Consider the following 26,238-nt stretch of genomic DNA (forward strand, 5'->3'; position numbering starts at 1 on the left):
AAACTCAGGGAGAGTGACCATGAAAGAGCTTTTGACCTCGGCCGCCTTTGCGCTGGCCGCCCTGACCGGCCCCGCGCTGGCAGACTACCCCACCGGACCGGTGCAGTTCATCGTGCCGTGGCCGCCGGGTGATTTCGAGGACATCCTGACACGCATGATCGCCGCCGATATGGCCGAAGCGACGGGGCAACCTGCGTCCGTGGTCAATCGTCCGGGCGGTGGCGATGGGCCATTTCCGGGCGCTTTGGAAGTGCTGAATGCGCCCAATGACGGGTCGGTGATCGGGTCGTTTGTGATCGGCGTGCCCATCGTCGGCCCGCAGATCGACATCGGAATCGAAGAGGACAGCTTCGTGCCTATCGGCATCTTTCTGACCTACCCGTTCGTGTTGGCCGCGTCAGGGGATGCGCCCTACTCCAACATGGCGGAGCTGGCGGAACATGCGCAGGACAACGACGTTGTACTAGGCCATTTCGGTGCTGGCCTGACGCCCACGGCTGTGTCCATGGCGGCGGCGGCCAAGATGGGGTTTGAGTTCGCGGATGACAGCGCCTTTGACCTTCTGGATTGCAACACGCTGTCGTCAGGCGACGCGGATGTGATCAACACAACGCTAGCCCTGATCGAGCCGTGCCTTGGCGACATCAATGTGCTGGGCAACATCGGCGCCGAACCTATTGCTAAGCTTGATGGCGTTGAAACCATTGCGGCCCAATCCGGCGTGAATGATGTCGAGCTGTGGAACGGTCTGTTCGTGACCAAGGGCACACCGCAGGAGGTGATCGACACCATCGCGGCCGTGGCTGCCGAAACCATGGCCTCGGACGAAGCGCAGCAGTTGATGGCCGAAACAGGTGCCGCGGTCTACTGGCAAGGTCAGGAGGAAGCGCAGGCACGTATCGAAGCGGATCGTGCCAAATCTGCCGAGATCAACGAGATCCTCGGGCGCTGAGCCAGCCGGGGGTGGCCATGGTCGCCCCCCTATAGCGAGAGAGAACGTATGTCCCGCCTGAAGCTCGGCATCCTACAAGTGAACCACGACCGGTCGGTCGAGGTCGGCGACGCCTTTCCCGACGATGCCCACCGTTTCCGCGACCTGTTCGATGCGCAGGAGCAGCGGTTCACCTACCGGGTCTACATGACCATCGGGGGCGAGGTGCCTGCGGATGTGGAGGAGCATGACGCCTATCTGATTACTGGCTCGCCGCTGAGCTTGCTGGACGATCTGACCTTTTTGCCGCCGCTGTATGATTTCATCCGGGTCTGTGATGCGGCGCGCAAGCCGCTTCTGGGGGCGTGTTTCGGGCATCAGGCGATTGCCGTTGCCTTGGGCGGTGCTGTTGCGCGGCGGGACTGGAATATTGGCATAGATCAGATCGAGATAACGGCGTCGCGGCCTTGGATGCAGCCTGTCGCCAAGTCACTGAATTTATATCAGTTTCACCATGATTCGGTGACGCAATTGCCCGCCGATTGCACCGCCTATGCGGCGTCGACCAAATGTGCCATCGCTGGCTTTACCAAGGGCAATCATATCTTCACCACGCAGGCGCATCCCGAGTTTTCCGATCCGTTCATGCGCTGCGTTCTGGACTACACCAAACCGCATCTGAGCGACGCAGAAGTGGCGGACGCCGAGGCGACGTTGGCCCGCCACAATGATGGCCCGATCTTTGCCGATTGGGCGACACGGTTCTTTGGGGGGACGCCATGAAGAACCTGGCCGATCACGACAGTTTCGTAGACGGGGTGCCGCATGACACCTTTGCCCATATGCGCGCGGATCACCCTTTGCACTGGACGGATGCGTTTGGTGGGCAGCGCGGGTTCTGGTCCCTGACACGTTACGCAGATATCATGGCGGCGCAGCGGGATGCGGCGACCTTTTCCAGTGCGCAGGGCATCCGGATCGAGGATCAGAGCCGCGAGGAATACCTCGCTCGACGCACTTTTCAGGAGACGGACCCGCCGGACCATAGGGTCACGCGCCGCGCAGTGAACCCGGCTTTTGCAAAGCCTGTCGTCGCGCAGTTTGAACCGCTGATCCGGGACCTGGCCCGCGACATCGTGGCGGAGGCGCTGGAACACGCCGAGTTCGACGCTGTGGACCTGATTGCCAAGCGTCTGCCCATGCTCATGCTGGGCCGCATTCTTGGCGTTCCCGAAAATGACCTCGATTGGCTGGTCGAGCGGGGCGATGCGCTGATCGGCAACACTGATCCGGACTTTACTGACACCGTGATCGACAAGGTCGATACCGAAGCCTACCGCATGATGCCGTTTCGCTCGCCTGCGGGCGTAGAATTGTACGATTACGCTGAAGATATCCTTACCGGCGCGCGCGAGGTGGATGAGACGGGTATTCTGGCGCGTGTTTTGCGCGCCGAGGATGGGGCGATCCGGGGACAGGAGTTCAAGAACTTCTTTTGCCTGCTGGTGGCCGCGGGTAACGATACGACGCGCTATTCCATCGCGATGGCGCTGCATCTGCTGACGCAGCAGAAGAGACTGCTCGAGACGCTGCAATCGGGTCAGGTGTGGGAGACATGTGCTGATGAGTTCATCCGGCTTGCGTCACCGACCTTGCACTTCAGGCGCACAGCCACGCGCGATGTGGCGATGCACGGCCAGACCATTCGCGCAGGCGACAAGGTGCTGATGTGGTTCGTGTCGGGCAGCCGGGACGAGGCGATGTTCGACGACCCGAATACCGCCCATCTGGACCGCAGCCCGAACAGGCACCTCGCCTTTGGTCAGGGCGGGCCGCATGTCTGTCTGGGCATGTGGCTGGCCAAGCTGGAACTGCGGTGTGTGCTGGAAGAATTGGCCAGCCGCATCAGCGGGTTGCAGGCCCTTGACGCGCCCACCTGGACCCGGTCGAATTTTATCTGCGGGGTCAAGTCCCTGACCGTCCGCCCCATACTGAAGTGACAGCCATGACGACCCGCACCCGTATCCTGTTCTGCGATCTGCTCAACCTGCCACGGGGCAAGTTTGTACCGCCGGATGTGGCTGCGGGTGGCCGGATCGGCTTTGCCCGGGGCGTGTTCGGCACGACCTTTGACCGCGATCTGATCCCGGTGCCCGGGGCGGGCGTGTTTGACGGTATCCCCGACATGGAACTGTTGCTGGACGGTGACCGCCGCCCTGACTGGCAAAGGGACAGTGAGATCGCGTTGGGAACTCTGCATGTAGACGGCGCCCCCTTTGGTCTGTGCGCTCGCGCACGGCTGCAGGCGGCTGTTGCTGTTTGGGAGGCGAAGGGGCTGACGCCGATGGTGGGGCTGGAGATGGAAGCCTATGTCTTTCAGCAGGATGCGGATGGGGTCTGGACGCCATATGACACGCCCGGCGCTTTTGTGTACGGCACAGGTCCGCAGAACGATCCCGCAGGGTTGATGGAGGCGTTGTGGTCGACGGCGGATGCTGTGGGCCTGCCCCTCGAGTCGATGAATGGGGAATATGACAATGGTCAGTTCGAGCTGACGCTGAAGTTCGAAGGCGCAGTGGCGGCCTGTGACAATGCGTTTCTTTTCAAGGCTATGGCGCGCGAGGTCGCGGCGGAGATGGGGCTTCTCCTGACCTTTTTGCCCAAACCGATCCCGGATCGCGGCGGGTCCGGCCTGCACATCAATTTCAGCTTTGCGGACGCGAAGGGGGCCAATGTGATCGCCCCGGATGGACAGCTTTCGAACGTGGCCAGGGGCTGCATGGCCGGGCTGATCCATCACCATGAGGGGTTGGCAGGACTGCTGGCTATGACGGTCAACAGCTATGATCGGCTGGGCCCTGCATCCATGGCGGGGTATTGGGCGAACTGGGCGGATGATCATCGGCTGGTGACCACACGATCCTGCGTGGCCTCGCCCCGATCTGCGCGGCTGGAACATCGCATGGCCGACTGCGCGACGAACCCGTATCTGGCGGTGGCTGCAGTGTTGCAAGCGGCGTTGCTGGGGGTCGAGAAGGGTTATGCGCTGGTCGAGGCCGAAGATCTGGATGGGTTGGAGAATGTGCGCGCGACACGGCACGTGCCGTCTGCGCTCGATAAGGCGCTTGATGCGCTGGACGCCGACACACCATTGCGTATGGCGGTGGGGGAAGAGATCTGTGATGCGGTGATTTTTCTGAAGCAGGATGAGTGGAAACGGTTGAAGGATAAGTCGGTGGACGAGGTGCGGGACTATTATTTGCCCTTTGTCTGAGTGGGGGCCTGAATTTACCTTATTTTCATTGAGGTTTGTGCCGGACGCAGGTTGTCACCCCGCGTGCACCACCTGTGCACCGCCATCTGGCAGTCATGTGGTGGTTAATCCCGCGTGCGGTGACCCGAAGGACGCCTAACGGCGACGCGATTCATTTTGCTGATGAGGGGTTCCACCCCTCAAACTCCCCGCCGTATTTTCAAAGAGAAGAAGGGGGCATGTTGGCCCTAAAGCGCGATGCCAGTGTTTTGTTTGATGTCGCGTAGCACCAGGTTGGTCTGGGCGCTGGCTACGGCGGGTAGGCGGAACAGGAAGGTTTCGAGGAAGGCGTTGTAGGCGTCGAGATCTGCACAGAGCACGCGCATCTGGTAGTCGGATTGGCCCGTCGTTGCATAGCATTCCACCACCTCGCGCCGGGTTGTGATCGCGCGGATGAAGGCGGTCAGGTCATCCTCGGAGTGTCGGGCCAGTTGGACGTGGACGATCGCCTGGAAGTTAAAGCCCGCCGCCTTTGGGTTCAGGATTGCGCCGTAGCGGTCGATGATGCCGGCCTCTTCCAGCGCCTTGACCCGGCGCCAGCAGGCCGAAGGCGACATGCCCGCCGCTTGCGCAAGATCGGCGTTCGAGATCCGGCTGTCCGCTTGCAGGTGGCTGAGAAGAGTGTGGTCGCGGTGATCGAGCTGCATTTGGGTAAATTATCCGATTCTTATCTCTAAATCGACGGAACATTTCATAAAATGCCTCATCTGGCGGATAAACAGAAACACTTTTTCACCCCTGTACGGCCACACTGTGTGCAGGAGGTAGCCATGTCCGACCCAAGCCACCGCTTTGATACATACGCCTTGTCCGACCGCTATAGCCGCACCGAAGGCTGTGTGTTTCTGACCGGCACGCAGGCGCTTGTGCGCATCATGCTGGACCAGGCGCGCCGCGACCGCGCTGTAGGGCATGGAACGGCGGGGTTCATCTCGGGCTATCGTGGCTCGCCCCTTGGCGGGCTGGACCTGGAGTTGTGGCGGGCACGGGAGCGTACACAAGCGGCCGACATCACCTTTATGCCCGCGGTGAACGAGGATTTGGGTGCGACTGCCGTTCTGGGTGCGCAGCAGGCGGTGCTGGATCCAGACTGCGCACATGAGGGCATCTTTTGCATGTGGTACGGCAAGGGGCCGGGTGTGGACCGATCGGGTGATGCGCTAAAGCATGGCAATGCCTATGGATCGTCGCCGCTGGGCGGTGTGCTGGTTGTGGCGGGCGACGACCATGGCTGTGTGTCATCGTCTATGCCGCACCAGTCCGATGTCGCTTTCATGGCGTGGTTCATGCCGACACTGAACCCCGCGTCGGTGGCGGAGTATCTGCGTTTTGGCGCTTGGGGCATCGCGCTGAGCCGGTTTTCGGGCACTTGGGTTGGGTTCAAGGCCATATCGGAAACTGTTGAAAGCGGGGCGTCGGTGGTGCTGCCGCCGGATCCCGTGTTTGTACAGCCGGATTGTACCGCGCCGCCCTGGGGCCTGCACATTCGCCCATCCGACCTGCCAAGCCCCGAGATCGAGGTGCGTATTGGCCACAAGCTGGAGGCCGTGCAGGCCTTTGCCCAGGCGAACGCGATTGACCGGCGGATCTACGATGTTGATGGTGCGCCGTTCGGGTTTGTGACGACTGGCAAGGCGCATCTGGATCTTATGGAGGCGCTGCGCCTCTTGGGTCTGGATGAGGCGATGTGCCGGGCGCGGGGCATCGACATCTACAAGGTTGGTATGGTCTGGCCGCTGGCCCTGCGTGATGCGCGTGCCTTTGTGCGGGGCAAGCGCGAGGTCATGGTGATCGAGGAAAAGCGCGGGATCATCGAAAGTCAGTTCAAGGAGGCGTTCTATGACCTGCCGCGTGACATTCCAGAGCGTATGGTGGGCAAGTATGACGAGACCGGCGCGCCCCTGGTGCCGTGGACGGGAGAGCTGAGCCCGAAGCTTCTCGCGCCTTTGATCGCGCGGCGGTTGCACCCCTTTGTCCCTGATCTTGATCTGCTTACGCGGGCGCAAGCGCTGCAAACGCCGCCGAAAGTGTTGGATGTCGCTGGGGCCACGCGCACGCCGTATTTCTGCTCGGGTTGTCCGCACAATACCTCGACCAAGGTGCCGGAGGGGTCGAAGGCTGCATCCGGCATCGGGTGCCATGTCATGGCGTCATGGATGGATCGGGAAACTGGCGGCTATGCGCAGATGGGCGGCGAGGGTGTGCCGTGGGTTGCGGCATCGAAGTTCAACGGTGGCAAGCATATCTTCCAGAACCTTGGCGAGGGGACGTGGTATCATTCCGGGTCTCTGGCCATTCGGCAGGCCGTCGCGGCGGGGACGAACATCACCTACAAGGTGCTATACAACGATGCGGTTGCCATGACCGGTGGGCAGCCTGTCGATGGTCCGGTGAGTGTCGAGGCGATTGCATGGTCCAGCCGGGCCGAGGGTGTGGACCGGATCGCGCTGGTGTCGGATGATATCGGTAAGTTCGACAGGGCCGGCTTTCCCCCCGGTACATCGTTTCATGCGCGCGAGACGCTGGATGCGGTGCAGCGCGAATTGCGCGAGATCCCCGGCGTCACCGTTCTGATCTATGAACAAGCCTGCGCTACAGAAAAGCGCCGCCGCCGCAAGCGTGGCAGCCTGCCGCCAGTCCAAACGTTCGCCGTCATTAATCCGGAGGTGTGCGAGGGGTGCGGCGACTGTTCGTTTGAAAGCAATTGTTTGAGTGTTGAGCCTTTGGAAACGCCACTCGGTCGCAAGCGCCGGATCAACCAATCGACCTGCAACGCCGATATGTCCTGCCTCAAGGGGTTTTGCCCCAGCTTCGTGACGGTTGATGGCGCGGTGCGAAAGGCGCCCGAGCCCGTGATGTTCGATGTGACCGCAGCGCTGCAGGATGTGCCGCAGCCCACGCTGCCTAGGCTTGAGGCCCCCTATGACCTGCTGGTGACCGGCGTTGGGGGGACCGGTGTCGTGACCGTGGGCGCGTTGGTGACGATGGCGGCACATCTGGAGGGGCGCGGGGCGTCGGTGCTGGATTTTACCGGGTTTGCGCAGAAGTTCGGGACGGTGCTGAGCTATATACGGTTGGGTCGTGCGCCGGAGGCGCTGCATCAGGTGCGGATCGAGGAGGCGGCCGCGGATGCGGTGATCGGCTGCGATATCGTTGTGTCCTCGGCCCCAAAGGCGTCGGCGCATTATCATTCCAACACGCGCATGGTGCTGAACCGGGCCGAGATGCCGACCGGTGATCTTGTTCTGAACCGTGATGCCAGCCTGCGCGTGGATGCGCGTGAGGCAGCGATTGCCGAAGTGGTCGGAGCCGAGAACCTATGGGCTGTAGATGCCAATGCACTGGCCGAGCGGTATCTGGGCGACAGCGTCTTTGCCAACGTGATGCTGCTGGGCGTCGCGTGGCAGAAGGGGCTGGTGCCGGTAAGTGAGGCAGCGTTGAAGCAGGCGATTGCTTTGAATGATGTCGCCGTTGATCAGAACGCGCGTGCCTTTGATCTGGGGCGGATCTGGGCGCATGATCCGGGATGTTTGACGCGTGTCGAGGCGCCGGAGGTGCCGAAGACGGCGGAGGAGGTGATCGCGCATCGCGCGGAGCTTTTGGTGGGGTATCAAAATTCTGCCTACGCCGCGCGGTATCGGGACATCTTGGCGCGTCATACGTATGCGTTTTGTGAGGCGGACCGGAGCTTGGCTGCGCGCGCGCTCTATAAGCTGATGGCCTACAAGGACGAGTATGAGGTCGCGCGGCTACACGCCGAGAGTGGTTTTTATGATTGCCTGTCCGAGCAATTCGAGGGCGATTTCAAGGCGCGCCATCACCTCGCTCCGCCGCTTGTGTCATGGCGCAAGGATGCGCGAGGGCGGCCTGTGAAGCGGGCATTCAGTCCTTGGATGCAGCGCGCGATGCGGTTGCTTGCGCGGGGCAAATGGCTGCGGGGCACGTGGGCTGATCCATTTGGCTACATGGCCGAGCGGCGTGAAGAGCGCGCACTGATTGAGTGGTATGTGGCGGGGCTTGAGCGGTTGTCGGCGGGCGTGAAGGACGCCGATGCGGCAACCGCATTTCTGGCCGCGCCGCTTGAGTTTCGGGGGTTCGGCGCGGTCAAAGCGGAGGCTGTCGCGCGGCTGAAACCTGAGGCGGACGCAGCGCTGGAGCGCGCTAGTAGTCGCTGACCAAAAGGTGTGTGGGTGCGGTGTCTTCCTCGATGTCGGAGAACCGCCCGATGGGCTCGGCAAAGATGTTGTCAGTCAAGTCGTCGTTGACGGTCGAGACCTCGTGGATCAGGCAATCGCCGCCTTCGCCCCAGAAGGCATGCCAGGTGGTGGGGGTCAGCGTGACGGACGCGCCCACCGGCAGCTTGAGGTGTCCGCCTGCGGGCAGGGTCACCGGCACGCCGTCGGTCAGCACGTGTACGTCGGTTTTGCGGTCGATCTGTCCATCGGCGTCGCAGGTAAAGAGTTCCAACACTAGCGTGGCGCCGCCGCGGTTGATGATGTCTTCGGTCTTGAGCACGTGGCGGTGCATGGGTGACAGCTGATCCTGCCGCGAGATCATCAGCTTTTCGGCGTAAAGCATCGCGCCCTGTTGTCCCATCTCGCCCAGATCGCCGTTGCGCATGGTGAAGAGGAACAGGCCCATCTCGTCAAAGTTGCCCTGTCCGTAGTCGGTGATGTCCCAGCCGAGACGGCGGTCGCGGATATGGGCGGCCTTGTCGCTGCGCATCTCATCCGGGCTCCAGGTGCCGAAGGGGGGCACTGTCCAGCCATGCTGGGCAAAGAAATCGGCACCATTGGCGAGGATGTCGTTCACGCGGGATCGTTTCATTGGGTCAGTCCAGTTCTGCTTGCCACGGTGGGTTGGCACCTGCGCGGGACACGGTGACGGCCGCCGCGCGGGCGGCGAAGGTGAGCATGTCGGTGAGTGTGGTCTCGTTCAACGTGTCGATGGCCGCGGGTGACAGTGCATCCGCGCGGCGCAGGGCAGCGAGGCAAGCCGCATTGAACGTATCGCCTGCGCCGACGGTGTCGATGACTTGTGCCTTTTCCGCTGAAACGCGCACCTCGGTGCCATTTTTGAGATGGGCGGTTGCGCCGTCTCCGCCCTCGGTCAGTAAGAGCATCTTTGCCCCCATGTCGAGGATCGCCTGTGCCTTGGCGCTCAGGTCGCCATCCGGCACCAGCCAACCGATATCGTCATCCGATAATTTCACGATGTCGGCGCGCCCTATCAGCTTGGTCAACCGCGTGCGGTAATCGTCCTGGTCCGAGACGAAACCAGGGCGGATGTTTGGGTCGGCCATGACCAGTCGGTCGGCCGGTTGGGAAAGGGCCAGAGCAAGCAACGTGTCGGCCACGGGCGGGTTGCAGAGGGAAATGCCGCCGAAGAAAACCGCCTTTGTCCCCGCGGGGACAGAAGCGATATCAATGGGTTGGATGTTCCGCGTAGCCGTTTCGGCGTCGTAGAACGTGTAGGTGGCATTCCCGTTTTCGAGGTGAACGAAGGCCAGCGTCGTGTTGCGGTCGCTGCGGACGGCGTACGCGGTTGAGACGTTGCTGGCGGTCATATGATCCTCGATCATGGCGCCGAACGGGTCCGATGAGAGGCCGGTGATCAGCCCTACATCCTCGCCCAGACGACCTAAGGCGACCGCGGTGTTCAGGACAGCTCCCCCCACATGCGGGACATATGCGTCCCTGTCGTTCGGGATCATGTCGATCAGCGCCTCGCCTGCGCAAATGATCATTCGGGGGTCTCCGTCAGGGTGATGTCGGCGCGGGCCGAGTTGTTAAGGACCGTGGTGATATTCGGCATGTCGTTGGTGTCAATCCAGGTTTGGGCATCGGGTTTGCCATGCTCGGCCCATCTGGCGTGCAGGCGGTGGGTCAGAGTGTCGATGTTCGGATGGATTGCCACCGAACAAGCCCATAGGCCATGCAGTTCATCCCACGGCGATTGGTTGAGCAGCAGGTAGTTGCCTTCAACCAGCACGGTGCGGCAAGTCGCATCGACGCGGCCTGCACCGGCGATGGCGATCTCGCGCTGGCGGTCGAAGATCGGGAATACAACGGGGTCGGGGGACTGCAGTGCGCGCACCATCCGTACGAAACCGGATGTATCGAAGGTGTGCGGCGCGCCTTTGCGCGCCTGAGTGCCATCGACTTGCAAGAGACGGTCGTCCAAATGAAAGCCGTCCATAGGCACGACTGTTGCGGATTCACCCATGTCGGTGAGACATGTTGCCAGATCTTTGGCCAGCGTGCTCTTGCCGCTGGCCGGAGGACCTACGACCGCCACAAGCCGTCGGTCGGGCGTGGGAGGGCGGTCAAGGATCTGCGTGCAGATCTGGTCGAGGGTCATCTTACGCCGCCATCTCCGGCACGGCGGCCCCGGTCATGTAGGCGACGGCGTCGGACATCGAGTGGTCCTTGGGGTCGATCACGCAGAGCCGCTTACCCAAGCGATGCACGTGGATGCGGTCGGCGACCTCGAAGACATGTGGCATATTGTGGCTGATCAGGATGATGGGAATGCCACGGGACTTCACGTCCTGGATCAACTCCAGCACCTTGCGGCTCTCCTTGACCCCGAGCGCAGCGGTGGGCTCGTCCAGGATCACAACCTTGGACCCGAAGGCGGCGGCGCGGGCGACGGCGACGCCTTGACGTTGGCCACCAGAGAGCGACTCGACCGCCTGGTTGATGTTCTGGATCGTGGCGAGGCCCAGCTCGCTCAGCTTTTCCCGCGCAAATTTCTGCATCGCGGGTTTGTCGAGTTGGCGAAAGACAGTGCCCATGATCCCCGGTTTGCGCAGCTCACGCCCCATGAACATGTTGTCGGCGATGGACAGGGCCGGGGACATGGCAAGCTGTTGGTAGACCGTTTCGATGCCTTCCTCGCGCGCTTCTATAGGTGAGCGGAATTTGACCTCACGCCCTTCGAGCCAGACCTGGCCTTCGTCCGGGACGACAGCGCCGGAGATGGCTTTGATCATCGACGACTTGCCCGCCCCGTTGTCCCCGATGACGGCGAGGATTTCGCCTGGCATCAGGTCGAAGTCCGCGTGGTCGAGGGCCGTGACCTTGCCGTAGCGCTTCACCAGGTTGCGGGCTTTGAGGATTGGCTCGGTCATGCGGCTACCTTTCTGATCCACTGGTCGACGGCGACCGCCGCGATGATGAGCATGCCGATGAGCATGAAGGTCCATTGAGGGTCGGCCCCGGCCATGCGTAGGCCAAGTTCGAACACGCCGACGATGAGGGCACCGAAGAGTGCACCCGCGATGCTTCCACGTCCGCCGAAGAGCGAGATGCCCCCGATCACCACAGCGGTGATGGACTGGATGTTGCCAATGACGCCAGTGGTGGCCGAGGGCGAGATGGAACCGAACCTGCCGATCATTACCCAGCCTGCCAGCGCGCAGATGAACCCGGCGACCATGTAAACGGACATGTATGTTTTGTGGACGTTCACGCCAGACAGTTCGGCTGCTTCGGGGTCGTCTCCGACTGCGTAGAGGTGCCTGCCCCATGCCGTAGATCGGAGGGCGTAGGCGAGGATGATGAACAACGCGATCATACCCAGCACGCCAAGGGTAAAGACTGCGCCGCCGATGGTGAACTTGGTGCCGAGGAACTGGAGGAAGGAGGCTTCGGCCTCGATATCCTGCGACCGGATCGTTTCGTTGGCGGAATAGAGGTAGTTCGCTGCCAGCACGATCTGCCACATGCCCAGCGTCACGATGAAGGGCGGCAGCTTCATGCGGCTGACGAGCCACCCGCTGATGGCACCCAGAGCTGTGCCGACCGTCAACCCAATGGCGACAGAGACGGCGGGCGGGATGCCATATTGGAAGGATGCCTTGCCCATCACGACCGTGCACAGAACTGCAATGGCGCCAACGCTCAGGTCGATGCCTGCGGTCAGGATGATAAGCGTTTGGGCTGCCGCCAGCACGCCGACGATCTGCACTTGCTGAAGGATCAGCGTCAGCGCGAACGGCGAGAAGAAGCGCTGGCCCAGCAGGAGGCCGAAAAGCGCGATGGAGAAGATGAGCACGATCAGTGGCACCAAGGACGGGGTCTGGTGCAACGTGTGCTGGATCTGCCCGACGATGCCGCGGCGGTGATCTTCGAACTCAGCGACTGTTGCGTCGGTGGAAGATGCGGATTCGTAATTGTCCGATTGGGTCATGGTGTCCCATCCTTGGGGTGGGGAAAGGGGCAGGTGTGTGGCCTGCCCCGATCTAAGCTCAAATGCTGCTCCGGGTGACGAAGATGTTTCGCGTGAGGCAACCCCCGGGGGCTCCGCCCGTGAGAACCTCAAACACTCACCCGGAGTGTTTGCCCGGGGCCTAGCCCCGGGTTCGCGTCCTCACCCCCAGCAGAGGTTCTTGCCCTCTTCGACCGAGATGCTTTCGACACCGTCAGCAGGCTGGTCTGTGACCAGCGCCACGCCGGTGTCGAAGAAGGCCTTGCCTTCGGTCGCTTCCGGCTTGGTGCCGTCCTTGGCCCAGGCGGCAATCGCCTCGATCCCCAGCGATGCCATCAGCAGCGGATATTGCTGTGAGGTGGCACCGATCACACCGTCAGCCACGTTCTGTACGCCGGGGCACCCGCCGTCGACGGATACGATCAGCACGTCATTTTCGCGGCCGATGGCCTTGAGCGCCTCGTATGCACCGGCGGCGGCGGGTTCGTTGATGGTGTAGACCACGTTGATGAACGGGTCCTTGGCCAGCAGGTTCTCCATCGCGCGGCGGCCACCTTCTTCGTTCCCGGCGGTGACGTCATTGCCGACGATGCGGGGGTCGGTCTCGTCCCCCCACTTGTTCGGATCGCCGATGTCGATGCCGAAGCCGGTGAGGAAGCCCTGGTCGCGCAACACGCCGACGGTGGGCTGACTGATGGCGAGATCCAGCATCCCGATCTTGGCGTCTGCCGCTGCATCGCCGAGGGTGGCAGCCGCCCATGCGCCGATCAACTCACCGGCCAGGAAGTTGTCGGTGGCGAAGGTCATGTCAGCCGCATCAATGGGTTCCAGCGGCGTGTCGAGCGCGATGACCAACAGGCCCGCGTCACGCGCTTGCTGGACCACCGGCACGATGCTGGCGGTGTCGGAGGCCGTGAGCAGGATGCCCTTGGCACCGTTGGCGATGCATGTCTCAATGGCCTGCACTTGCGTTTCATGATCGCCATCGACCTTGCCCGCAAAGGAACTGAGGTTGATACCAAGCTCTTCGGCCTTGGCTGTGGCGCCCTCGCGCATCTTAACGAAAAACGGGTTGGTATCTGTCTTGGTGATCAGGCACGCCGAGACGGAGTGGCCGTCAGCCATAGCCGCACCAGCCATCGTGGTCAGGGCACAAGCTGTGCCCAGCAGTAGTTTCTTCATGGTGTCCTCCCAGAACTTGCCGGACCGCAAATCGGCAATCCGAACTTCCGCAAGGGAAACGCGATTCTGTGATGGTGTCAATTTGTAAATCAACTTGATTTATTAATTGACGCGCGCGAAGTTGTGGTCAGGAGGAGCGGTCTGATGACACTGGACCACGTGCGAACCCTGTCTGGTGGGATCAACCAGACCGGCGTGCGCGCTTACAATGAACGTCTGATCCTGTCGATCTTGCAGCGCAATGGCGGGCTGCCGGGCAGTGATCTTGCACGCCGCACGGGCCTGTCGCCGCAGACGGCATCAGTCATCCTACGCAAGTTGGAGCAGGATGGGCTGCTGTTGAAAGGCGCGCCGGTGAAAGGGAAGGTCGGCAAGCCGTCTGTGCCGTATCTGCTGAACCCCGATGGTGTCTTTTCCGTCGGCCTCAAGATCGGGCGGCGCAGTGCGGACCTGCTGGTGCTGGACGCGATGGGCCAGGTGCGGCACCAGTTGCGGCATACCTACGACTACCCTCTGCCGGGTCATGTCTTTCGTTTTCTGCGCGACGGGTTTGCAACGCTGATGGACCAGATGGAAGATGCCATGCGGGCGCGTCTGTGCGGAGTCGGTATTGCGGCCCCGTTCGAGCTGTGGAGCTGGCACGAGTTGCTCGATGCGCCGCCCGAAGACTTTGCCGCCTGGAAGGAAGCAGATTTCGTGGCGGAGGTGGGCCGGATCACGGATCTGCCCGTCCGTCTGGTCAATGACGCTACTGCCGCCTGTCGGGCCGAACATGTATTCGGGATCGGGCGGGAGTATCGCGACTACGTCTACTTCTTCCTCGGTGCCTTTGTCGGGGGCGGTGTTGTGCTGGACCACACGGTGTTCGAAGGAAACCAGAAGAACGCGGGCGCGTTTGGAACGATGCCAGTGGCCGACTTACAGGGCAAACCGGGCCATCTGATTGATCTGGCGTCGATCTGGACACTTGAGACGCGGTTGATTGAGGCAGGGGAAAATCCGCGCCAACTGTGGCAACAGCCGCAGGATTGGTTGCATCTTGAGCGCTTCGTTGTGCCGTGGCTGGAGCAGACAGCCGATGCGCTGGCCATCGCCTGCGTGGCAAGCTGTGCCGTGATTGACGTTGAGGCCGTGGTGATCGACGGGGCGATGCCGCCGCCTATTCGCGCGCGGCTGGTCGAGATGACGGGCGCTGCGCTTTCGACGAAAGATATGCGCGGTCTATTCCGTCCCAAGACCGTCGAAGGTCAGATCGGCGCAAATGCCCGTGGCATCGGCGCTGCCACGGGGCCCATTATCGGACAGTTCCTGCTCGACCGCTCAGCGGCGATGTTTGAGCAGGCTTAGCGGTAGTAGAGCGACTGCCCGTTCGAGAAGATTTGTACCTTCTCGGGCGCTGCCGTTACCTTGACCGACTTGCCGCGCAGGTCCTTGTGAATCCCAGGCATCTTGGCCAGCACCGCCTGTTCACCCTCTTCCGCATGGAAGTAGAGGATGGTCACTTCGCCCAGTGCCTCGGTGAAATCGACGGTCCCCTCGAACACGGCGTCGCCATCGGTTTCGACCATGTCTTCGGGCCGCACGCCGACATTGACCTGCATGCCCTTGTCGCTGTCTTGCGTGGGCACCGCGGACGTAACGACGCCGCCACCCTTCATTTGGACCTTGGTCTGCGCGCCGGTTTCGACAATTTCGCCCGGCAACAGGTTCATCGACGGAGAGCCGATGAATTGGGCCACGAATTCGTTCTCGGGACGTTCGTACAACTCAAGGGGCGAGCCGACCTGCGCGATCCCCTTGTTCGCCAGAACCACGATGCGGCTGGCGAGGGTCATCGCCTCCACCTGGTCGTGGGTCACGTAGATCATCGTGCTGTCGGGCATCGATTCCTTGAGTTGCGCGATTTCAATCCGGGTGGCGACCCGCAGGGCGGCGTCGAGGTTCGAGAGGGGTTCGTCGAAGAGGTAGACCTTGGGGTCGCGCACGATGGAGCGACCGATGGCAACACGCTGGCGCTGACCACCCGATAGGGCCTTGGGCAGACGGTCGAGATAGGGTTCAAGCTGCAGGATGCGGGCGGCGCGATTCACCGCCTCATCAATCTCGGACTGAGATTTCTTCGCCAGTTTCAGGGCAAAGGTCATGTTGTCCCGCACGGTCATGTGCGGGTAAAGCGCGTAGGACTGGAACACCATGGCGATGCCGCGCTGGGCCGGGGGCACATCGTTGACGACGGTGCCGTCAATCTCGAGCGTGCCACCGGTGATCTGCTCCAGCCCCGCGATCATGCGCAGAAGCGTGGACTTGCCGCAGCCAGACGGGCCGACAAAGACGATCAACTCGCCCTTCTGGATGTCGAGGTTGATGTTGTTGAGCACGTTGACCGTGCCGCCATATGTCTTTTCGACATCGGTCAGTTTCAAGTCGGCCATGGTTGGTCCCTCCCTTCGGGGGGACGGTGGCCCGCCCCCCGTTCTCCTCGGTTATGTCTTCAGCGCGATGGCGACCTGCCAGCCACCAAGATGGACGTGCCCATCGGGGCCGGGGGCGGTACTGCCCAGTTCCGACCCGATGGTCACCCATGATCCTTCGGGCAGGTCCAGCGTGGCAGGTTCGTCGCTCAGGTTGATCGCGCAGAACACGGTCTGGTCGTCATGATTGCGGGTGAAGTGGACGACATCGCCCATTGCTTTCACCCCATCGTGGCTGCCCTTCGACAGCGCCTTGTGCGTGTTGCGCAGGGCAATGGCGCGGCGATAGTGGTGCAGGAGGGCAGCCGGGTCGTCCTCTTGCGAGGCGACAGCGCTGTGCAGGTGATCGCGGCTGACGGGCAGCCAAGGGTCGCCCGCGGTGAACCCGCCGTGGCTGTTCGATGGCTCCCACACCATGGGTGTGCGGCAGCCGTCCCGGCCCTTGAACTCGGGCCAGAACTCGATGCCATAGGGGTCTTGCAGGTCCTCGAATGCGACGTCGGCCTCGTGCAATCCCAACTCTTCGCCCTGGTACAGGCAGACCGAGCCGCGCAGGCACAGGATCAGCGTCGCATAGGCGCGCATGGCGGCATCCGACAGCTCCCACCGGCTGGCATGGCGGATCACGTCGTGATTGGAGAACGCCCAGCAGGCCCAGCCGTCGGCGGCGACCTCATCCACCTTATTCAGCACCTCGACGACGCGGGTTGCGGTCAGCGGGTCTTTGGCAAGGAACTCAAAAGCATAGCACATTTGCACCCGGTCATCACCGGCGGTGTATTCGCCCATGATCTCAAGCCCACGTTGCGCGTCACCCACTTCGCCTACAGCGGCAGAGCCGGGGTATTCATCCAACAGCTCACGGAAGCGGGCCAGGAACGCCAGGTTCTCCGGCTGGTTCTTGGAATAGACGTGTTCCTGATGGTTATAGGGGTTCACCGACGGCGCGATGGTCGCGTTTCGCTGCTCTTTCGGGAGGGCCGGATTGTCGCGCAGCTGCTTGTCGGCGTAGTAGAAGTTGATGGTGTCGAGGCGGAAGCCATCCACCCCACGATCCAGCCAGAACCGAGTCACATCCAAGAGCGCGTCCTGCACATCCGGGTTGTGGAAGTTCAGGTCGGGCTGCGTTTTCAGGAAGTTGTGCAGATAATACTGCTCGCGCCGCGGCTCCCACGTCCAGGCGGAGCCGCCAAAGATCGACAGCCAGTTGTTCGGCGGCGTGCCGTCGGGCTTGGGATCAGACCAGACATACCAGTCGCATTTCTCGCTGTCGCGGCTGTGCGCGCAGTCGAGGAACCAGGGGTGTTCATCGCTGGTGTGGCTTAGCACAAGGTCGATCATCACCCGAAGACCAAGCGCATGCGCCGTCTCGACGAGCGCATCGAAATCGGCCAGCGTACCGAACATCGGGTCAACGCCGCGATAGTCGCTGACATCATAGCCAAAGTCCTTCATCGGCGACGTGAAGAAGGGCGAGATCCAGATCGCATCGACACCCAACGACGCAACATAGGGCAGGCGGCTGGTGATCCCGTTCAGGTCACCAATACCGTCGCCGTTGCTATCCTGAAAGCTGCGCGGATAGATCTGGTAGATCACTGCTCCGCGCCACCAGTCCTCGTCGGTCACAAGAGTCCGAGCCATGTCGAATTCCGCCTGTTTGTTCATGTAAGGAGGTCCTATTTCACCGACCCGGCCAGCAAACCGCGCACCAGGTATTTCTGCATTGCGAAGAAGACGCACAGCGGCACCGCAATCGACACGAAGGCCGCCGTGGCAAGGATTTCCCAATTGCCCCCGCGCGTGCCCAGCAAGTTCACGATCTGGTCGGTCATCACTGTCGTCTGCCCCGTGGCGTCAATCAGGAACACCTTGGCCACCAGAAGGTCGTTCCAGGTCCAAAGGAACTGGAAGATTGCAAAGGACGCCAAGGCGGGGAACGACAGTGGGAGGATGATCTTGGTGAAGATCTGGAAATCCGTCGCGCCGTCCACCTTGGCGTTTTCGATGATGTCGCGGGGCAGGCCAACCATGTAATTTCGCAAGAGGTATATCGCGAGTGGAAGGCCAAAGCCGGTATGGGCGAGCCAGACGCCCAGGTACCCTTTGCCGATGCCAATCCCCACATGCAGCTTTAAGAGCGGGATGAGGGCAAGTTGCAGAGGAACCACGAGCAGGCCCACCACGCAGGCAATCAGGATCGCGCGGCCGGGGAAGTCCATCCAGGCCAGCGCGTAGGCAGCGAATGCGGCCACGACGATGGGGATGATGGTCGCCGGGATGGTCACCGTCAGCGTATTGAAGAACGCCTTGGCCATATTGTCGTTGGCATCCCCGCTGGTCATGATGTTCACGTAATTCTCTGTCGTGAACTCGGGCGGCGTCTCAGCCGTGACAAAGGCGCGTTGGCCCCGACCGCTGATCTGCTCTTCGTTCCCAGACCAAGCGTAATTGCCGTCGGCGTCGACGGTGAAGGTCTCACCATCGCCCAGATCGGCCACGTCGCCGGGTTGATACGCATCGACCGCACGGGACGAGGTGCCCCAACTCTTGATGTCGCCACCGCCGCCGTTTTCTTCAAAGATATTGCCCTCGACCACGAAGAGATCGCCGCGCTGCACGCGGTTCTCATCCGGGTCCGACGCGCGGAAGCGTTCGGTCTGTTCCGATGGGAACATCGATGCCCACCAGCCCGATCCGACGATCTGGTCTGCAGTTCGGAAGGACGAGACAAGGAGCCCGAAGGTCGGGAACACCCAGAGGGCAACAAGCAACACGACCGAGATGTTGACGGCCCAGCCCAGAGACGATTTGGAACCAGCAATATTGTCCATTATTTCATCTCCTTGCGGGCGTTGTAGACGTTCCAAACGAGGATCGGCGTCACCAGCAGCATGATCACGATGGCCGAGGCTGACCCCACGCCCCAATCATTGGCGCGGAACATCTTGTCGTACATGTAATTGGCCAGAACCTGCGTCTCCCACTGGCCGTTGGTCATCGCAAACACGATGTCAAAGACCTTGAGCACAACGATGGTGATAGTGGTCCAGACCACGACGATGGTGCCCATGATCTGTGGCACCTTGATTTTGAAGAAGATCTGGAACGGGTTGGCGCCGTCGATGATCGCGGCCTCGACCGTTTCCTCGGGGATGCCGCGCAGGGCAGCGGACAGGATCACCATGGCAAAGCCGGTCTGGATCCAGATCAGCACGACCATCAGCAGGAAGCTGTTCCAGAACGGGATCGTCAGCCATGTCTGCGGCTGGCCGTAGGGGAAATCGAAGGTGAACACACCGATCAGCGACGACAGCGACAGATAGACGAGGTAGAGCGCCGCAGCACCCACGAACAGGCGCAGCGGGACGTATCCCTTTCCACCACCGCGCTCTTTGCTCTCGGCAATTGGCCTTACGAAAATCCAGCCGACATAGGCGACGATCGCGGCAAAGGACAAAAGCATGATGGCGGGCAGCAGCTGCAGGAATAGGAAGGACCCGATGCCGCCTTCGAATTGCAGCCACACGGCGTTCAGCACACCGATCTGCCCTTGGTCCGCAGGGCGGGCTTCGTACACGAGCTTGAAGATCACGCCCGCGCCCACGAAGGAAATCGCCATGGGCATAAAGATCAGCGACTTGGCGGCAGCGCCCCACTTGATCCGGTCGGTCAACTGCGCAGCCAGCAGGCCAAAGGCGGTCGATGCGGCAGGCACCACGATCAGCCACAGCATATTGTTGCGCAACGCTTCCCAGAACTTGGGCTCTGCCATCATCTGGTTGTAGTTGGCAAGCCCGACAAAGGCACCGCCAGCGTCACGGTCAGTCAGCGACAGGCGCAGCGTCTCAAACACGGGGTAGGCGAGGTAGAGACCCAGCGCGAAGATGGCAGGGAACAGAAAGAGCCAGGGGCGCACCATGTTGGCGCGGTTGATGTTCTGACCGGCTTGCGGCCCGTTGGCCGGAAAGATCACTTTGTCCAGGACCTGGTTCGATCCCCAGAAATACAGAACACATCCGCCCACGCCGAGCGCGATGGTTATCAATCCCAAGAGTGCGGGGTTCATCTGGCTTCCTCCCTATGGCGTGGCCCGGCTTATGCGCAGGGTCCAGCGCGACCGGCAAAATGGCCGGTGGTGTGATCAGCCCGCAGATGCGCGGGCTGATCGGTTCTCAAAGCTTGGAAAAGCTTACTTCAGCGCGTCCCAGCTGGACTGGATTTCGCTGGCCACGGTCGCGGCGTCCTTGCCACCGGCATAGTCAACCATGCCGGTCCAGAACGTACCGGCGCCAACACCACCAGGCATCAGGTCCGAGCCGTCAAAACGGAAGGTGGTCGCACCCAGCAGAACTTCACCCAGCGCACGCAGCGTGTCGTCCTTGTAGGCGTCCAGGTTCACACCGTTATGCGGCGTGAGGAAACCGGTCTGCGCCATCATGATCTCGTGGCTGATCGGCTCTTGGAAGAACTCCATCAGCGCGTTCGCGCCATCGGACGGGTTGGTGATCGCCATCAGTGTACCGCCACCCAGAACCGGGTCGCCCAGATCTTTCTCGGCATAGGACGGGAAGTAGAAGAAGTTGGTGTCGACACCGAACTCCACGTCTTCCGGGAAGAAGGCCGGCACGAACGACGCCTGGCGGTGCATGTAGCACTGCGGGGGCGACGAGAAGAGACCCTTGGGTGAGTCGCGGAAGTCGGTCGATGCGACCGCACCGGCACCACCGGCCACCTTGGCGTCATCACGGGCAAACCAGCCAAACTCTTCGATGGCCGCCACGACACGCTCGTCGTCAAACGGGATCTCGTTCGCTGTCCACTGGTCGTATACTGCGGGCTCAACCGTACGCAGCATCATGTCCTCGACCCAGTCGGTCGCGGGCCAGCCGGTGGCCGCACCTGATCCCAGACCGATGCACCACGGTGTTTCACCGTCGGCCACGATCTGTTCGGTCAGTGCCTTGAGCTCTTCCATGGTTTCCGGCACTTCGTACTCGGCATCCTCGAAGTTCTCGGGGTTGTACCAGACCAGCGACTTGACGTTCACGTTGTAGAAGAAACCAAACACCTGGTCGTTGCCGTCGGCATCCGCATAGGTGCCCAGATCGACCCAGGACTGACCGGCGGCGTAGTTTTCCTTGACCCAGTCACCCATACCTTCGGGCAGGGGGTGCAGCTGACCCTTGCCTGCCATCACGGCAGCCAGACCAGGCTGCGGGAACACGGCGATGTTCGGGGCGGAACCCGCCTCTGCATCGATCACGATCTGCTGTTCGAAGCTGTCGGAGCCGGTGTAGACAACGTCAGCACCGGTCGCTTCCTCGAAATAGGCCAGCGCATTGTTCAGATAGCCATCTTCAGGTGTCAGCCAAGGGCCGAACACGGTGATGGTCTGACCGCTCAAGTCAGGGGCGCTTTCGGCCCATGCGGTGTAGCTGTCCCAGCTGAACGGGCCCTCGCCCGGAGCAAAGATCAACTCGGCATGTGCCGTCCCTGCGGTGATAGCCAACGCAGCCGCGCTGGCCAGAAGTGTGGTGTTCATTCTGGTCGTCCTCCCATTTATTTCAAATCCAACATGCTGATTGACCAGTTCATGCCCGCTTTCACATTTGTCAAAGCGCTTTGGAATGCCGCGAACGTTGCCGAATTTTTACCGCCTGTCAAACGGTCTCGGGTCGTCCGTGCAAAATAGTTTAACACGTCAAACGGGAGGCATGAGAAGTTTTGACGTTAGCGCAACCAGCCGTTAGCTTGCAGCTCTGAAAGCGCTTTGGAACGAAATGCCCAACGGAATGCCCTGTGAATCTTAAAGAACTGTCATCGCTGCTGGGGCTCAGCCAAACCACGGTGAGCCGCGCGCTCAACGGCTATCCCGAGGTGTCGGAGAAAACTCGCGCACGTGTGATCCAGGCGGCCGAGGCGCACGCCTACAGCCCCAACACGCGGGCGCAGGGCCTCGCCACCGGGCATTCGAAGTGCATCGGCCATGTCATCTCCGTCAGCGATTCGGCAGAAATGGTGAACCCGATCTTCGGCGACTTCATGGCGGGGGCGGGGGAGACTTATTCCGCCCATGGCTTCGACATGATGGTGACGCGGGTGGGGGCCGAGGACGAGGCCGACACCTACCGCAACCTCAAGGCCCGCGGGGCCGTCGACGGCATCGTGGTCCACGCACCGCGCCGCAACGATTCGCGTATGGCGCTGCTCGACAAGATCGGGCTGCCTTATGTGGTCCACGGCCGCTCTACCGGCGTCACGACGCCCTATTCCTGGCTCGACGTAAACAACACCCGCGCCTTTTCCGAGGCGACGTCATACCTCGTCGGCCTTGGCCACAAGCGCATCGCGCTGATCAACGGTCAGGAAACGATGGACTTCGCCATAAGGCGGCGCTCAGGTTACGAATCCTCGCTGCGCTTTGCCGGGCTGACCATTGATCCTGCCCTGATGAGCACGGGCGAGATGACCGAGGCGTACGGCTATGACCAAGCCAACATGATGCTGGACGTGGACACGCCACCCACCGCCTTCCTTGTCGCCTCCATCATCTGCGCCGCAGGTATCCGGCGGGCGCTGGATGAGCGTGGCCTGCGCGTGGGCAAGGGCGTGTCGATTGTGACCTTCGACGACTGCCTTAGCTATTTCGCCAATGGCGGCGACAGGCCCGTCTTCACCGCCTGGCAGTCTTCGGTGCGCGAGGCGGGGGCCACGCTCGCCGAGATGCTGATCCACCGCATCCGCGCCCCACGCGCCCCACACGACACGAAACTCTGGGAGGCAGCCTTTGTCGAAGGCACCTCGACCGGCCCGGCACCGGGCACATCCAAGGACTGACCATGTTCACGCACAAACGCACCGACTTTCCCGAAGGGTTCCTCTTCGGGGCCGCAACCTCTGCCTACCAGATCGAAGGGCACCAATTCGGCGGGGCAGGCCGCGCCATGTGGGACGACTTCGCCGCCACGCCCGGCAATGTCGTCCGCGCCGAAGACGGTGCACGCGCCTGCGACCACTACCATCGGTACGAGGCCGACCTTGACCTGCTGCGCTACGGCGGCTTCGACGCCTACCGCTTCTCAACCAGCTGGGCGCGGGTCATGCCCGACGGACGGACGGTAAACCCCGAGGGGCTCGAATTCTACGACCGGCTGGTCGACGCAATGCTCGAGCGCGACCTCAAACCCTGTGCCACGCTATACCACTGGGAACTGCCCTCAGCCCTCGCCGACCTCGGCGGCTGGCGCAACCGCGACATCGCAAGCTGGTTCGGAGATTTCACCGAAGCCGTCATGGCCCGCATCGGCGACCGCACTTACTCGGTCGCCACAATCAACGAATTCTGGTGCGTGTCCTTCCTGTCCCACTTCCTCGGCCACCACGCGCCGGGCCTGCGTGACATCCGCGCCACCGCCCGCGCCATGCACCACGTCCTGCTGGCCCACGGCACCTCAATTGAACGGATGCGCGGCATGGGCGTCGGCAACCTCGGCGCCGTCTTCAACATGGAATGGGCCACGCCCGCCGACGACACCCCGGAGGCTGCCGAAGCCGCAGCCCTCTACGACGACTACTACAACCACTTCTTTGTCTCTGGTGCGTTCAAGGGTACGTATCCCGACCGCCTCGTCCGTGATCTCAGCCCTCACCTGCCGGACGGCTGGCAAGACGACATGACGACGATCAAGGCCCCGCTCGACTGGGCCGGGATCAACTATTACACGCGCTCCATCATCGCCCCGAACGACGGCCCGTGGCCGCACCACCACGGCATCGAAGGACCGCTCGAAAAAACGCAAATGGGGTGGGAAGTCTACCCCCAGGGCCTGCACGACTTCCTCGTGCGAACAGCTCAGGACTACACCGGAGACCTCCCACTGTTCGTCACCGAAAACGGCATGGCCAACGCAGATACAGTCACAGACGGAGCCGTACAGGACAACGCCCGCATCGCGTATTTCCAAAGCCACCTGCAAGCCGTCCGAGACGCCATCGCCAAGGGCGTGCCGGTGCAGGGCTACATGGCATGGTCGCTCATGGACAATTACGAATGGGCGCTCGGCTACGAAAAGCGCTTCGGCATGGTCCACGTCGATTTCGACACGCTCGAACGCACGCCCAAAGCGTCATGGCATGCATTCAAAGCGATGCTGGCCGGTTGAATGGGCAGTTCCCAAAAAGAGCGGCTTCGCCGCACGCGATCCATTCTATTGAATGAGGGACGCTGTCTCGCAAACTCCCTAAGGTATTTCAGCCGGAAGAAGCAGGCATCCATTGCCGGGGATCGGTGGCTTGACCAGTCTGCGCACTTTCTTGTGCAGCCATACCCATCGCAACTGCGGCCCAGCCATCGGCCAACGTCACCTCGGGGGTTCCTTGCCCCCGCACGACAGCCGCGAATTTCTGGTGCTGATAAAATGTCGACCCGTTGTGATCGCCTGCGTCCAACAGGGTTGGGTCCACCGGAATGTCATGGGTCACGGGCCCCTGCGGATGCCGCGGAGACGTCACCAGTTTCGCCACCGGGGCAGGTCCCAGATGCTCCGGCCAGAACCGCCCCGGACCGGGGACAAAGGCTTCAATCTTACCCGTGGGCCCAACAGCAGACAGCTCCTCCTGATAGGCGGAGCCTTCGGCAAACATGCACAATTCCAGCATCGCCCGCGTGCCATTGTCGAAATCAACAAGCGCGTAGCCGCTGTCGATGATGTCAGGCACCTCGCCAGAATAATCCTCGTCCAGATGGTTCACGGCCTGCTTGGCCGAGGCCATCACCCGAACCGGCTCCGCCCCCATCGCCAACCGCATCAGGTCAAAGAAATGGCAACACTTCTCGACAAAAGTGCCGCCGGTGTACCGATTGAACCGGTTCCAGTCGCCGACCTTCTCCAGAAACGGAAAGCGGTGCTCGCGCACAGACAATTGCTTGATACCGCCGGTTGCCTCAGCGCTTCTTTCAAGAAACTGGGCAATGACGGGCATATAGCGATATTCCATCGCCACCCAGACCGGGCAGGGATAGCTGTCGCGAAACGCCGCCAGCTTCGCCGCGTCCTCGGGGTCGGTAAACAGCGGCTTTTCCACCAGCAGGGGCAGGGCGCGCGTCGCCGCGATCTCCTCCATCTGCGCCACATGGCAATAGTTCGGACTGACGATCAGCAGGCAATCCAACGCCTCGACGGCCAGCAGCTCAGCCAGTGACCCAACGCGCCGAGCGTCAGGCTCAATAGCCGCAGCCAATGCCGCCATCCCATCATCGGGTTCAAAGAACGCGGCCACGCTCGCCTCGGGCAGCAGCGCGATATTGCGCATATGTTCCTGCCCCATCATGCCGCATCCGATGATGCCATAGCGTACCTGATCCAACTTGCGTTCCTTCACTTCAGTCGTTGCACATAAACGGCCCGCGCGGGGTCGTACCATGTGCGGGAAAATTCAATGGGTGCCGCTGCGTCCGCCCAACTCAGCCGCTCGATATAGCCGACGGTTTCGCCGGGGCTGGGGCCATACGCCTCAGGCGCCCAGTCCGGGACCGGGCCAAGAGACACCCGGTCCTCGGCGCGCTGGATCCACAGACCCAACTCCTTGCGATAAGTGGCGTAAAGGGATTCGGACATCGTCGCTTCCGACACGATTCCCGCATCCGCATCCAGCCAGATCTCTTCCACGCCCATGATTGTTTCATTGAGCGACCGCAAGCGCCGGATGCGCGTGGCCCGCGCCGCTGTCCCGAACGCCGGCAGATCACCCGGCTTGTCCATAAGGTCCACCGACAGCACCTGCGCGCGCGGCAGCCCGCCGCCCTCCAGCAGTTCCAGCCGGAACATGGCATAGACAGTGCCCGTATCCCCGCCCGCCCGGATGTAGTTGCCCGACCCCTGAACGCTCTCGACCAGCCCCTTCTCGCCCATATCGCGCAGGGCCTTGCGCAGCGTGCCGACGCTCACACCCAACTCCGTCGCCATGTCCCGCTCGGGTGGCAGGCGCTCTCCTTCGATCAACCGACCGGCGACGATATCACGGGTCAGAAGTTCGGCAATCTGCACATAAATCGGCAGCGCATGGGGGGAGGGGCGGGGATCGGTCACAGGAAGGGCGAGCACGTCGAAAAACAAAATTGATACACC

The 26,238-nt window shown here is 61.9% G+C and carries 22 protein-coding genes; 8 read left to right on the forward strand and 14 right to left on the reverse strand.

Annotation, left to right across the window (positions count from 1 at the left end):
* Nucleotides 1-19: 19 nt before the first annotated feature.
* From FD715_RS07575 to FD715_RS07590, 4 genes are read left to right on the forward strand one after another with little or no spacing between them, the layout of a single operon-like run.
* Complete coding sequence (locus FD715_RS07575) at nucleotides 20-952, forward strand: tripartite tricarboxylate transporter substrate-binding protein (RefSeq protein ID WP_147107561.1); 933 nt, start codon at nucleotides 20-22, stop codon at nucleotides 950-952.
* A 48-nt stretch (nucleotides 953-1,000) separates the two neighbouring features.
* Nucleotides 1,001-1,714 carry a type 1 glutamine amidotransferase gene (locus FD715_RS07580; protein WP_147107564.1) on the forward strand — a complete coding sequence of 238 codons (714 nt, stop codon included), beginning with the start codon at nucleotides 1,001-1,003 and terminating at the stop codon, nucleotides 1,712-1,714.
* Nucleotides 1,711-2,931, forward strand: a complete 1,221-nt coding sequence (locus tag FD715_RS07585; protein ID WP_147107567.1) for a cytochrome P450 — start codon at nucleotides 1,711-1,713, stop codon at nucleotides 2,929-2,931. The genes FD715_RS07580 and FD715_RS07585 overlap by 4 nt, the downstream gene beginning before the upstream one ends.
* Nucleotides 2,932-2,936: 5 nt before the next feature.
* Nucleotides 2,937-4,205: a glutamine synthetase family protein gene (locus FD715_RS07590; RefSeq protein WP_147107569.1), complete on the forward strand. Its 1,269-nt coding sequence runs from the start codon at nucleotides 2,937-2,939 to the stop codon at nucleotides 4,203-4,205.
* A 227-nt stretch (nucleotides 4,206-4,432) separates the two neighbouring features.
* Here FD715_RS07590 and FD715_RS07595 read toward each other — a convergent pair whose 3' ends face one another.
* Nucleotides 4,433-4,891, reverse strand: coding sequence for an Lrp/AsnC family transcriptional regulator (locus tag FD715_RS07595; protein ID WP_147107573.1), 459 nt, complete (start codon nucleotides 4,889-4,891; stop codon nucleotides 4,433-4,435).
* A 123-nt stretch (nucleotides 4,892-5,014) separates the two neighbouring features.
* Here FD715_RS07595 and FD715_RS07600 point away from each other — a divergent pair, with 123 nt between their 5' ends.
* Nucleotides 5,015-8,419, forward strand: a complete 3,405-nt coding sequence (locus tag FD715_RS07600; protein WP_147107576.1) for an indolepyruvate ferredoxin oxidoreductase family protein — start codon at nucleotides 5,015-5,017, stop codon at nucleotides 8,417-8,419.
* Here the strand turns inward: FD715_RS07600 and FD715_RS07605 are convergent.
* The 6 genes from FD715_RS07605 to FD715_RS07630 all read right to left on the reverse strand — a co-directional run bounded on the left by FD715_RS07605 (nucleotide 8,406) and on the right by FD715_RS07630 (nucleotide 13,637).
* A complete protein-coding gene (locus FD715_RS07605) occupies nucleotides 8,406-9,071 on the reverse strand; it encodes a D-lyxose/D-mannose family sugar isomerase (protein ID WP_147107580.1) in 666 nt (221 codons plus the stop codon). The two genes, FD715_RS07600 and FD715_RS07605, sit on opposite strands and share 14 nt — an antisense overlap.
* 4 nt (nucleotides 9,072-9,075) lie before the next feature.
* Nucleotides 9,076-9,990 carry a carbohydrate kinase gene (locus FD715_RS07610; RefSeq protein ID WP_147107583.1) on the reverse strand — a complete coding sequence of 305 codons (915 nt, stop codon included), beginning with the start codon at nucleotides 9,988-9,990 and terminating at the stop codon, nucleotides 9,076-9,078.
* Nucleotides 9,987-10,604: a nucleoside/nucleotide kinase family protein gene (locus tag FD715_RS07615; protein ID WP_147107586.1), complete on the reverse strand. Its 618-nt coding sequence runs from the start codon at nucleotides 10,602-10,604 to the stop codon at nucleotides 9,987-9,989. The genes FD715_RS07610 and FD715_RS07615 overlap by 4 nt, the downstream gene beginning before the upstream one ends.
* Nucleotide 10,605: 1 nt before the next feature.
* Complete coding sequence (locus FD715_RS07620) at nucleotides 10,606-11,376, reverse strand: ATP-binding cassette domain-containing protein (RefSeq protein ID WP_147107589.1); 771 nt, start codon at nucleotides 11,374-11,376, stop codon at nucleotides 10,606-10,608.
* Nucleotides 11,373-12,437 (reverse strand): ABC transporter permease, encoded by a 1,065-nt coding sequence (locus FD715_RS07625; RefSeq protein ID WP_147107592.1) that lies wholly within the window; start codon nucleotides 12,435-12,437, stop codon nucleotides 11,373-11,375. The genes FD715_RS07620 and FD715_RS07625 overlap by 4 nt, the downstream gene beginning before the upstream one ends.
* Before the next feature lie 180 nt (nucleotides 12,438-12,617).
* Complete coding sequence (locus FD715_RS07630; protein WP_147107594.1) at nucleotides 12,618-13,637, reverse strand: sugar ABC transporter substrate-binding protein; 1,020 nt, start codon at nucleotides 13,635-13,637, stop codon at nucleotides 12,618-12,620.
* Between the two features lie 144 nt (nucleotides 13,638-13,781).
* Between FD715_RS07630 and FD715_RS07635 the strand changes: the two genes are divergently transcribed.
* Complete coding sequence (locus tag FD715_RS07635; RefSeq protein WP_147107597.1) at nucleotides 13,782-14,984, forward strand: ROK family transcriptional regulator; 1,203 nt, start codon at nucleotides 13,782-13,784, stop codon at nucleotides 14,982-14,984.
* Here FD715_RS07635 and FD715_RS07640 read toward each other — a convergent pair.
* The 5 genes from FD715_RS07640 to FD715_RS07660 form a co-directional block, all read right to left on the reverse strand.
* The gene (locus FD715_RS07640) at nucleotides 14,981-16,069 is read right to left on the reverse strand and encodes an ABC transporter ATP-binding protein (protein WP_147107600.1); all 1,089 of its coding nucleotides are present in this window, start codon (nucleotides 16,067-16,069) and stop codon (nucleotides 14,981-14,983) included. The genes FD715_RS07635 and FD715_RS07640 overlap by 4 nt on opposite strands.
* A 51-nt stretch (nucleotides 16,070-16,120) precedes the next feature.
* Nucleotides 16,121-17,776 carry an alpha-amylase family glycosyl hydrolase gene (locus tag FD715_RS07645; RefSeq protein WP_147107603.1) on the reverse strand — a complete coding sequence of 552 codons (1,656 nt, stop codon included), beginning with the start codon at nucleotides 17,774-17,776 and terminating at the stop codon, nucleotides 16,121-16,123.
* A gap of 11 nt (nucleotides 17,777-17,787) precedes the next feature.
* Nucleotides 17,788-18,942 carry a carbohydrate ABC transporter permease gene (locus tag FD715_RS07650; RefSeq protein ID WP_147107605.1) on the reverse strand — a complete coding sequence of 385 codons (1,155 nt, stop codon included), beginning with the start codon at nucleotides 18,940-18,942 and terminating at the stop codon, nucleotides 17,788-17,790.
* On the reverse strand, nucleotides 18,942-20,177 hold the full coding sequence (locus tag FD715_RS07655) for a carbohydrate ABC transporter permease (RefSeq protein WP_147107608.1): 1,236 nt from the start codon (nucleotides 20,175-20,177) through the stop codon (nucleotides 18,942-18,944). Before FD715_RS07655 ends, FD715_RS07650 begins: the two co-directional genes overlap by 1 nt.
* Before the next feature lie 123 nt (nucleotides 20,178-20,300).
* Nucleotides 20,301-21,653: an ABC transporter substrate-binding protein gene (locus FD715_RS07660; protein WP_147107611.1), complete on the reverse strand. Its 1,353-nt coding sequence runs from the start codon at nucleotides 21,651-21,653 to the stop codon at nucleotides 20,301-20,303.
* Nucleotides 21,654-21,910: 257 nt separating this feature from the next.
* On the opposite strand from FD715_RS07660, the gene FD715_RS07665 reads away from it, so the two are divergent.
* Nucleotides 21,911-22,948, forward strand: a complete 1,038-nt coding sequence (locus FD715_RS07665; RefSeq protein WP_147107614.1) for a LacI family DNA-binding transcriptional regulator — start codon at nucleotides 21,911-21,913, stop codon at nucleotides 22,946-22,948.
* A gap of 2 nt (nucleotides 22,949-22,950) precedes the next feature.
* A complete protein-coding gene (locus FD715_RS07670) occupies nucleotides 22,951-24,273 on the forward strand; it encodes a GH1 family beta-glucosidase (RefSeq protein ID WP_147107617.1) in 1,323 nt (440 codons plus the stop codon).
* A gap of 88 nt (nucleotides 24,274-24,361) precedes the next feature.
* Here FD715_RS07670 and FD715_RS07675 read toward each other — a convergent pair whose 3' ends face one another.
* Nucleotides 24,362-25,534 (reverse strand): Gfo/Idh/MocA family protein, encoded by a 1,173-nt coding sequence (locus FD715_RS07675; protein ID WP_147107620.1) that lies wholly within the window; start codon nucleotides 25,532-25,534, stop codon nucleotides 24,362-24,364.
* Complete coding sequence (locus FD715_RS07680) at nucleotides 25,489-26,214, reverse strand: GntR family transcriptional regulator (protein WP_223274774.1); 726 nt, start codon at nucleotides 26,212-26,214, stop codon at nucleotides 25,489-25,491. The genes FD715_RS07675 and FD715_RS07680 overlap by 46 nt, the downstream gene beginning before the upstream one ends.
* Between the last annotated feature and the right edge of the window lie 24 nt (nucleotides 26,215-26,238).

The organism is Tateyamaria sp. syn59 (assembly GCF_007995245.1).
GTDB lineage: Bacteria > Pseudomonadota > Alphaproteobacteria > Rhodobacterales > Rhodobacteraceae > Tateyamaria.

Bases quoted from the DNA above. Each gene is read 5' to 3' on its own strand.
- FD715_RS07575 (WP_147107561.1), top strand. From the start codon at position 20: ATGAAAGAGCTTTTGACCTCGGCCGCCTTTGCGCTGGCCGCCCTGACC.
- FD715_RS07580 (WP_147107564.1), top strand. From the start codon at position 1,001: ATGTCCCGCCTGAAGCTCGGCATCCTACAAGTGAACCACGACCGGTCG.
- FD715_RS07585 (WP_147107567.1), top strand. From the start codon at position 1,711: ATGAAGAACCTGGCCGATCACGACAGTTTCGTAGACGGGGTGCCGCAT.
- FD715_RS07590 (WP_147107569.1), top strand. From the start codon at position 2,937: ATGACGACCCGCACCCGTATCCTGTTCTGCGATCTGCTCAACCTGCCA.
- FD715_RS07595 (WP_147107573.1), bottom strand. From the start codon at position 4,891: ATGCAGCTCGATCACCGCGACCACACTCTTCTCAGCCACCTGCAAGCG.
- FD715_RS07600 (WP_147107576.1), top strand. From the start codon at position 5,015: ATGTCCGACCCAAGCCACCGCTTTGATACATACGCCTTGTCCGACCGC.
- FD715_RS07605 (WP_147107580.1), bottom strand. From the start codon at position 9,071: ATGAAACGATCCCGCGTGAACGACATCCTCGCCAATGGTGCCGATTTC.
- FD715_RS07610 (WP_147107583.1), bottom strand. From the start codon at position 9,990: ATGATCATTTGCGCAGGCGAGGCGCTGATCGACATGATCCCGAACGAC.
- FD715_RS07615 (WP_147107586.1), bottom strand. From the start codon at position 10,604: ATGACCCTCGACCAGATCTGCACGCAGATCCTTGACCGCCCTCCCACG.
- FD715_RS07620 (WP_147107589.1), bottom strand. From the start codon at position 11,376: ATGACCGAGCCAATCCTCAAAGCCCGCAACCTGGTGAAGCGCTACGGC.
- FD715_RS07625 (WP_147107592.1), bottom strand. From the start codon at position 12,437: ATGACCCAATCGGACAATTACGAATCCGCATCTTCCACCGACGCAACA.
- FD715_RS07630 (WP_147107594.1), bottom strand. From the start codon at position 13,637: ATGAAGAAACTACTGCTGGGCACAGCTTGTGCCCTGACCACGATGGCT.
- FD715_RS07635 (WP_147107597.1), top strand. From the start codon at position 13,782: ATGACACTGGACCACGTGCGAACCCTGTCTGGTGGGATCAACCAGACC.
- FD715_RS07640 (WP_147107600.1), bottom strand. From the start codon at position 16,069: ATGGCCGACTTGAAACTGACCGATGTCGAAAAGACATATGGCGGCACG.
- FD715_RS07645 (WP_147107603.1), bottom strand. From the start codon at position 17,776: ATGAACAAACAGGCGGAATTCGACATGGCTCGGACTCTTGTGACCGAC.
- FD715_RS07650 (WP_147107605.1), bottom strand. From the start codon at position 18,942: ATGGACAATATTGCTGGTTCCAAATCGTCTCTGGGCTGGGCCGTCAAC.
- FD715_RS07655 (WP_147107608.1), bottom strand. From the start codon at position 20,177: ATGAACCCCGCACTCTTGGGATTGATAACCATCGCGCTCGGCGTGGGC.
- FD715_RS07660 (WP_147107611.1), bottom strand. From the start codon at position 21,653: ATGAACACCACACTTCTGGCCAGCGCGGCTGCGTTGGCTATCACCGCA.
- FD715_RS07670 (WP_147107617.1), top strand. From the start codon at position 22,951: ATGTTCACGCACAAACGCACCGACTTTCCCGAAGGGTTCCTCTTCGGG.
- FD715_RS07675 (WP_147107620.1), bottom strand. From the start codon at position 25,534: ATGGTACGACCCCGCGCGGGCCGTTTATGTGCAACGACTGAAGTGAAG.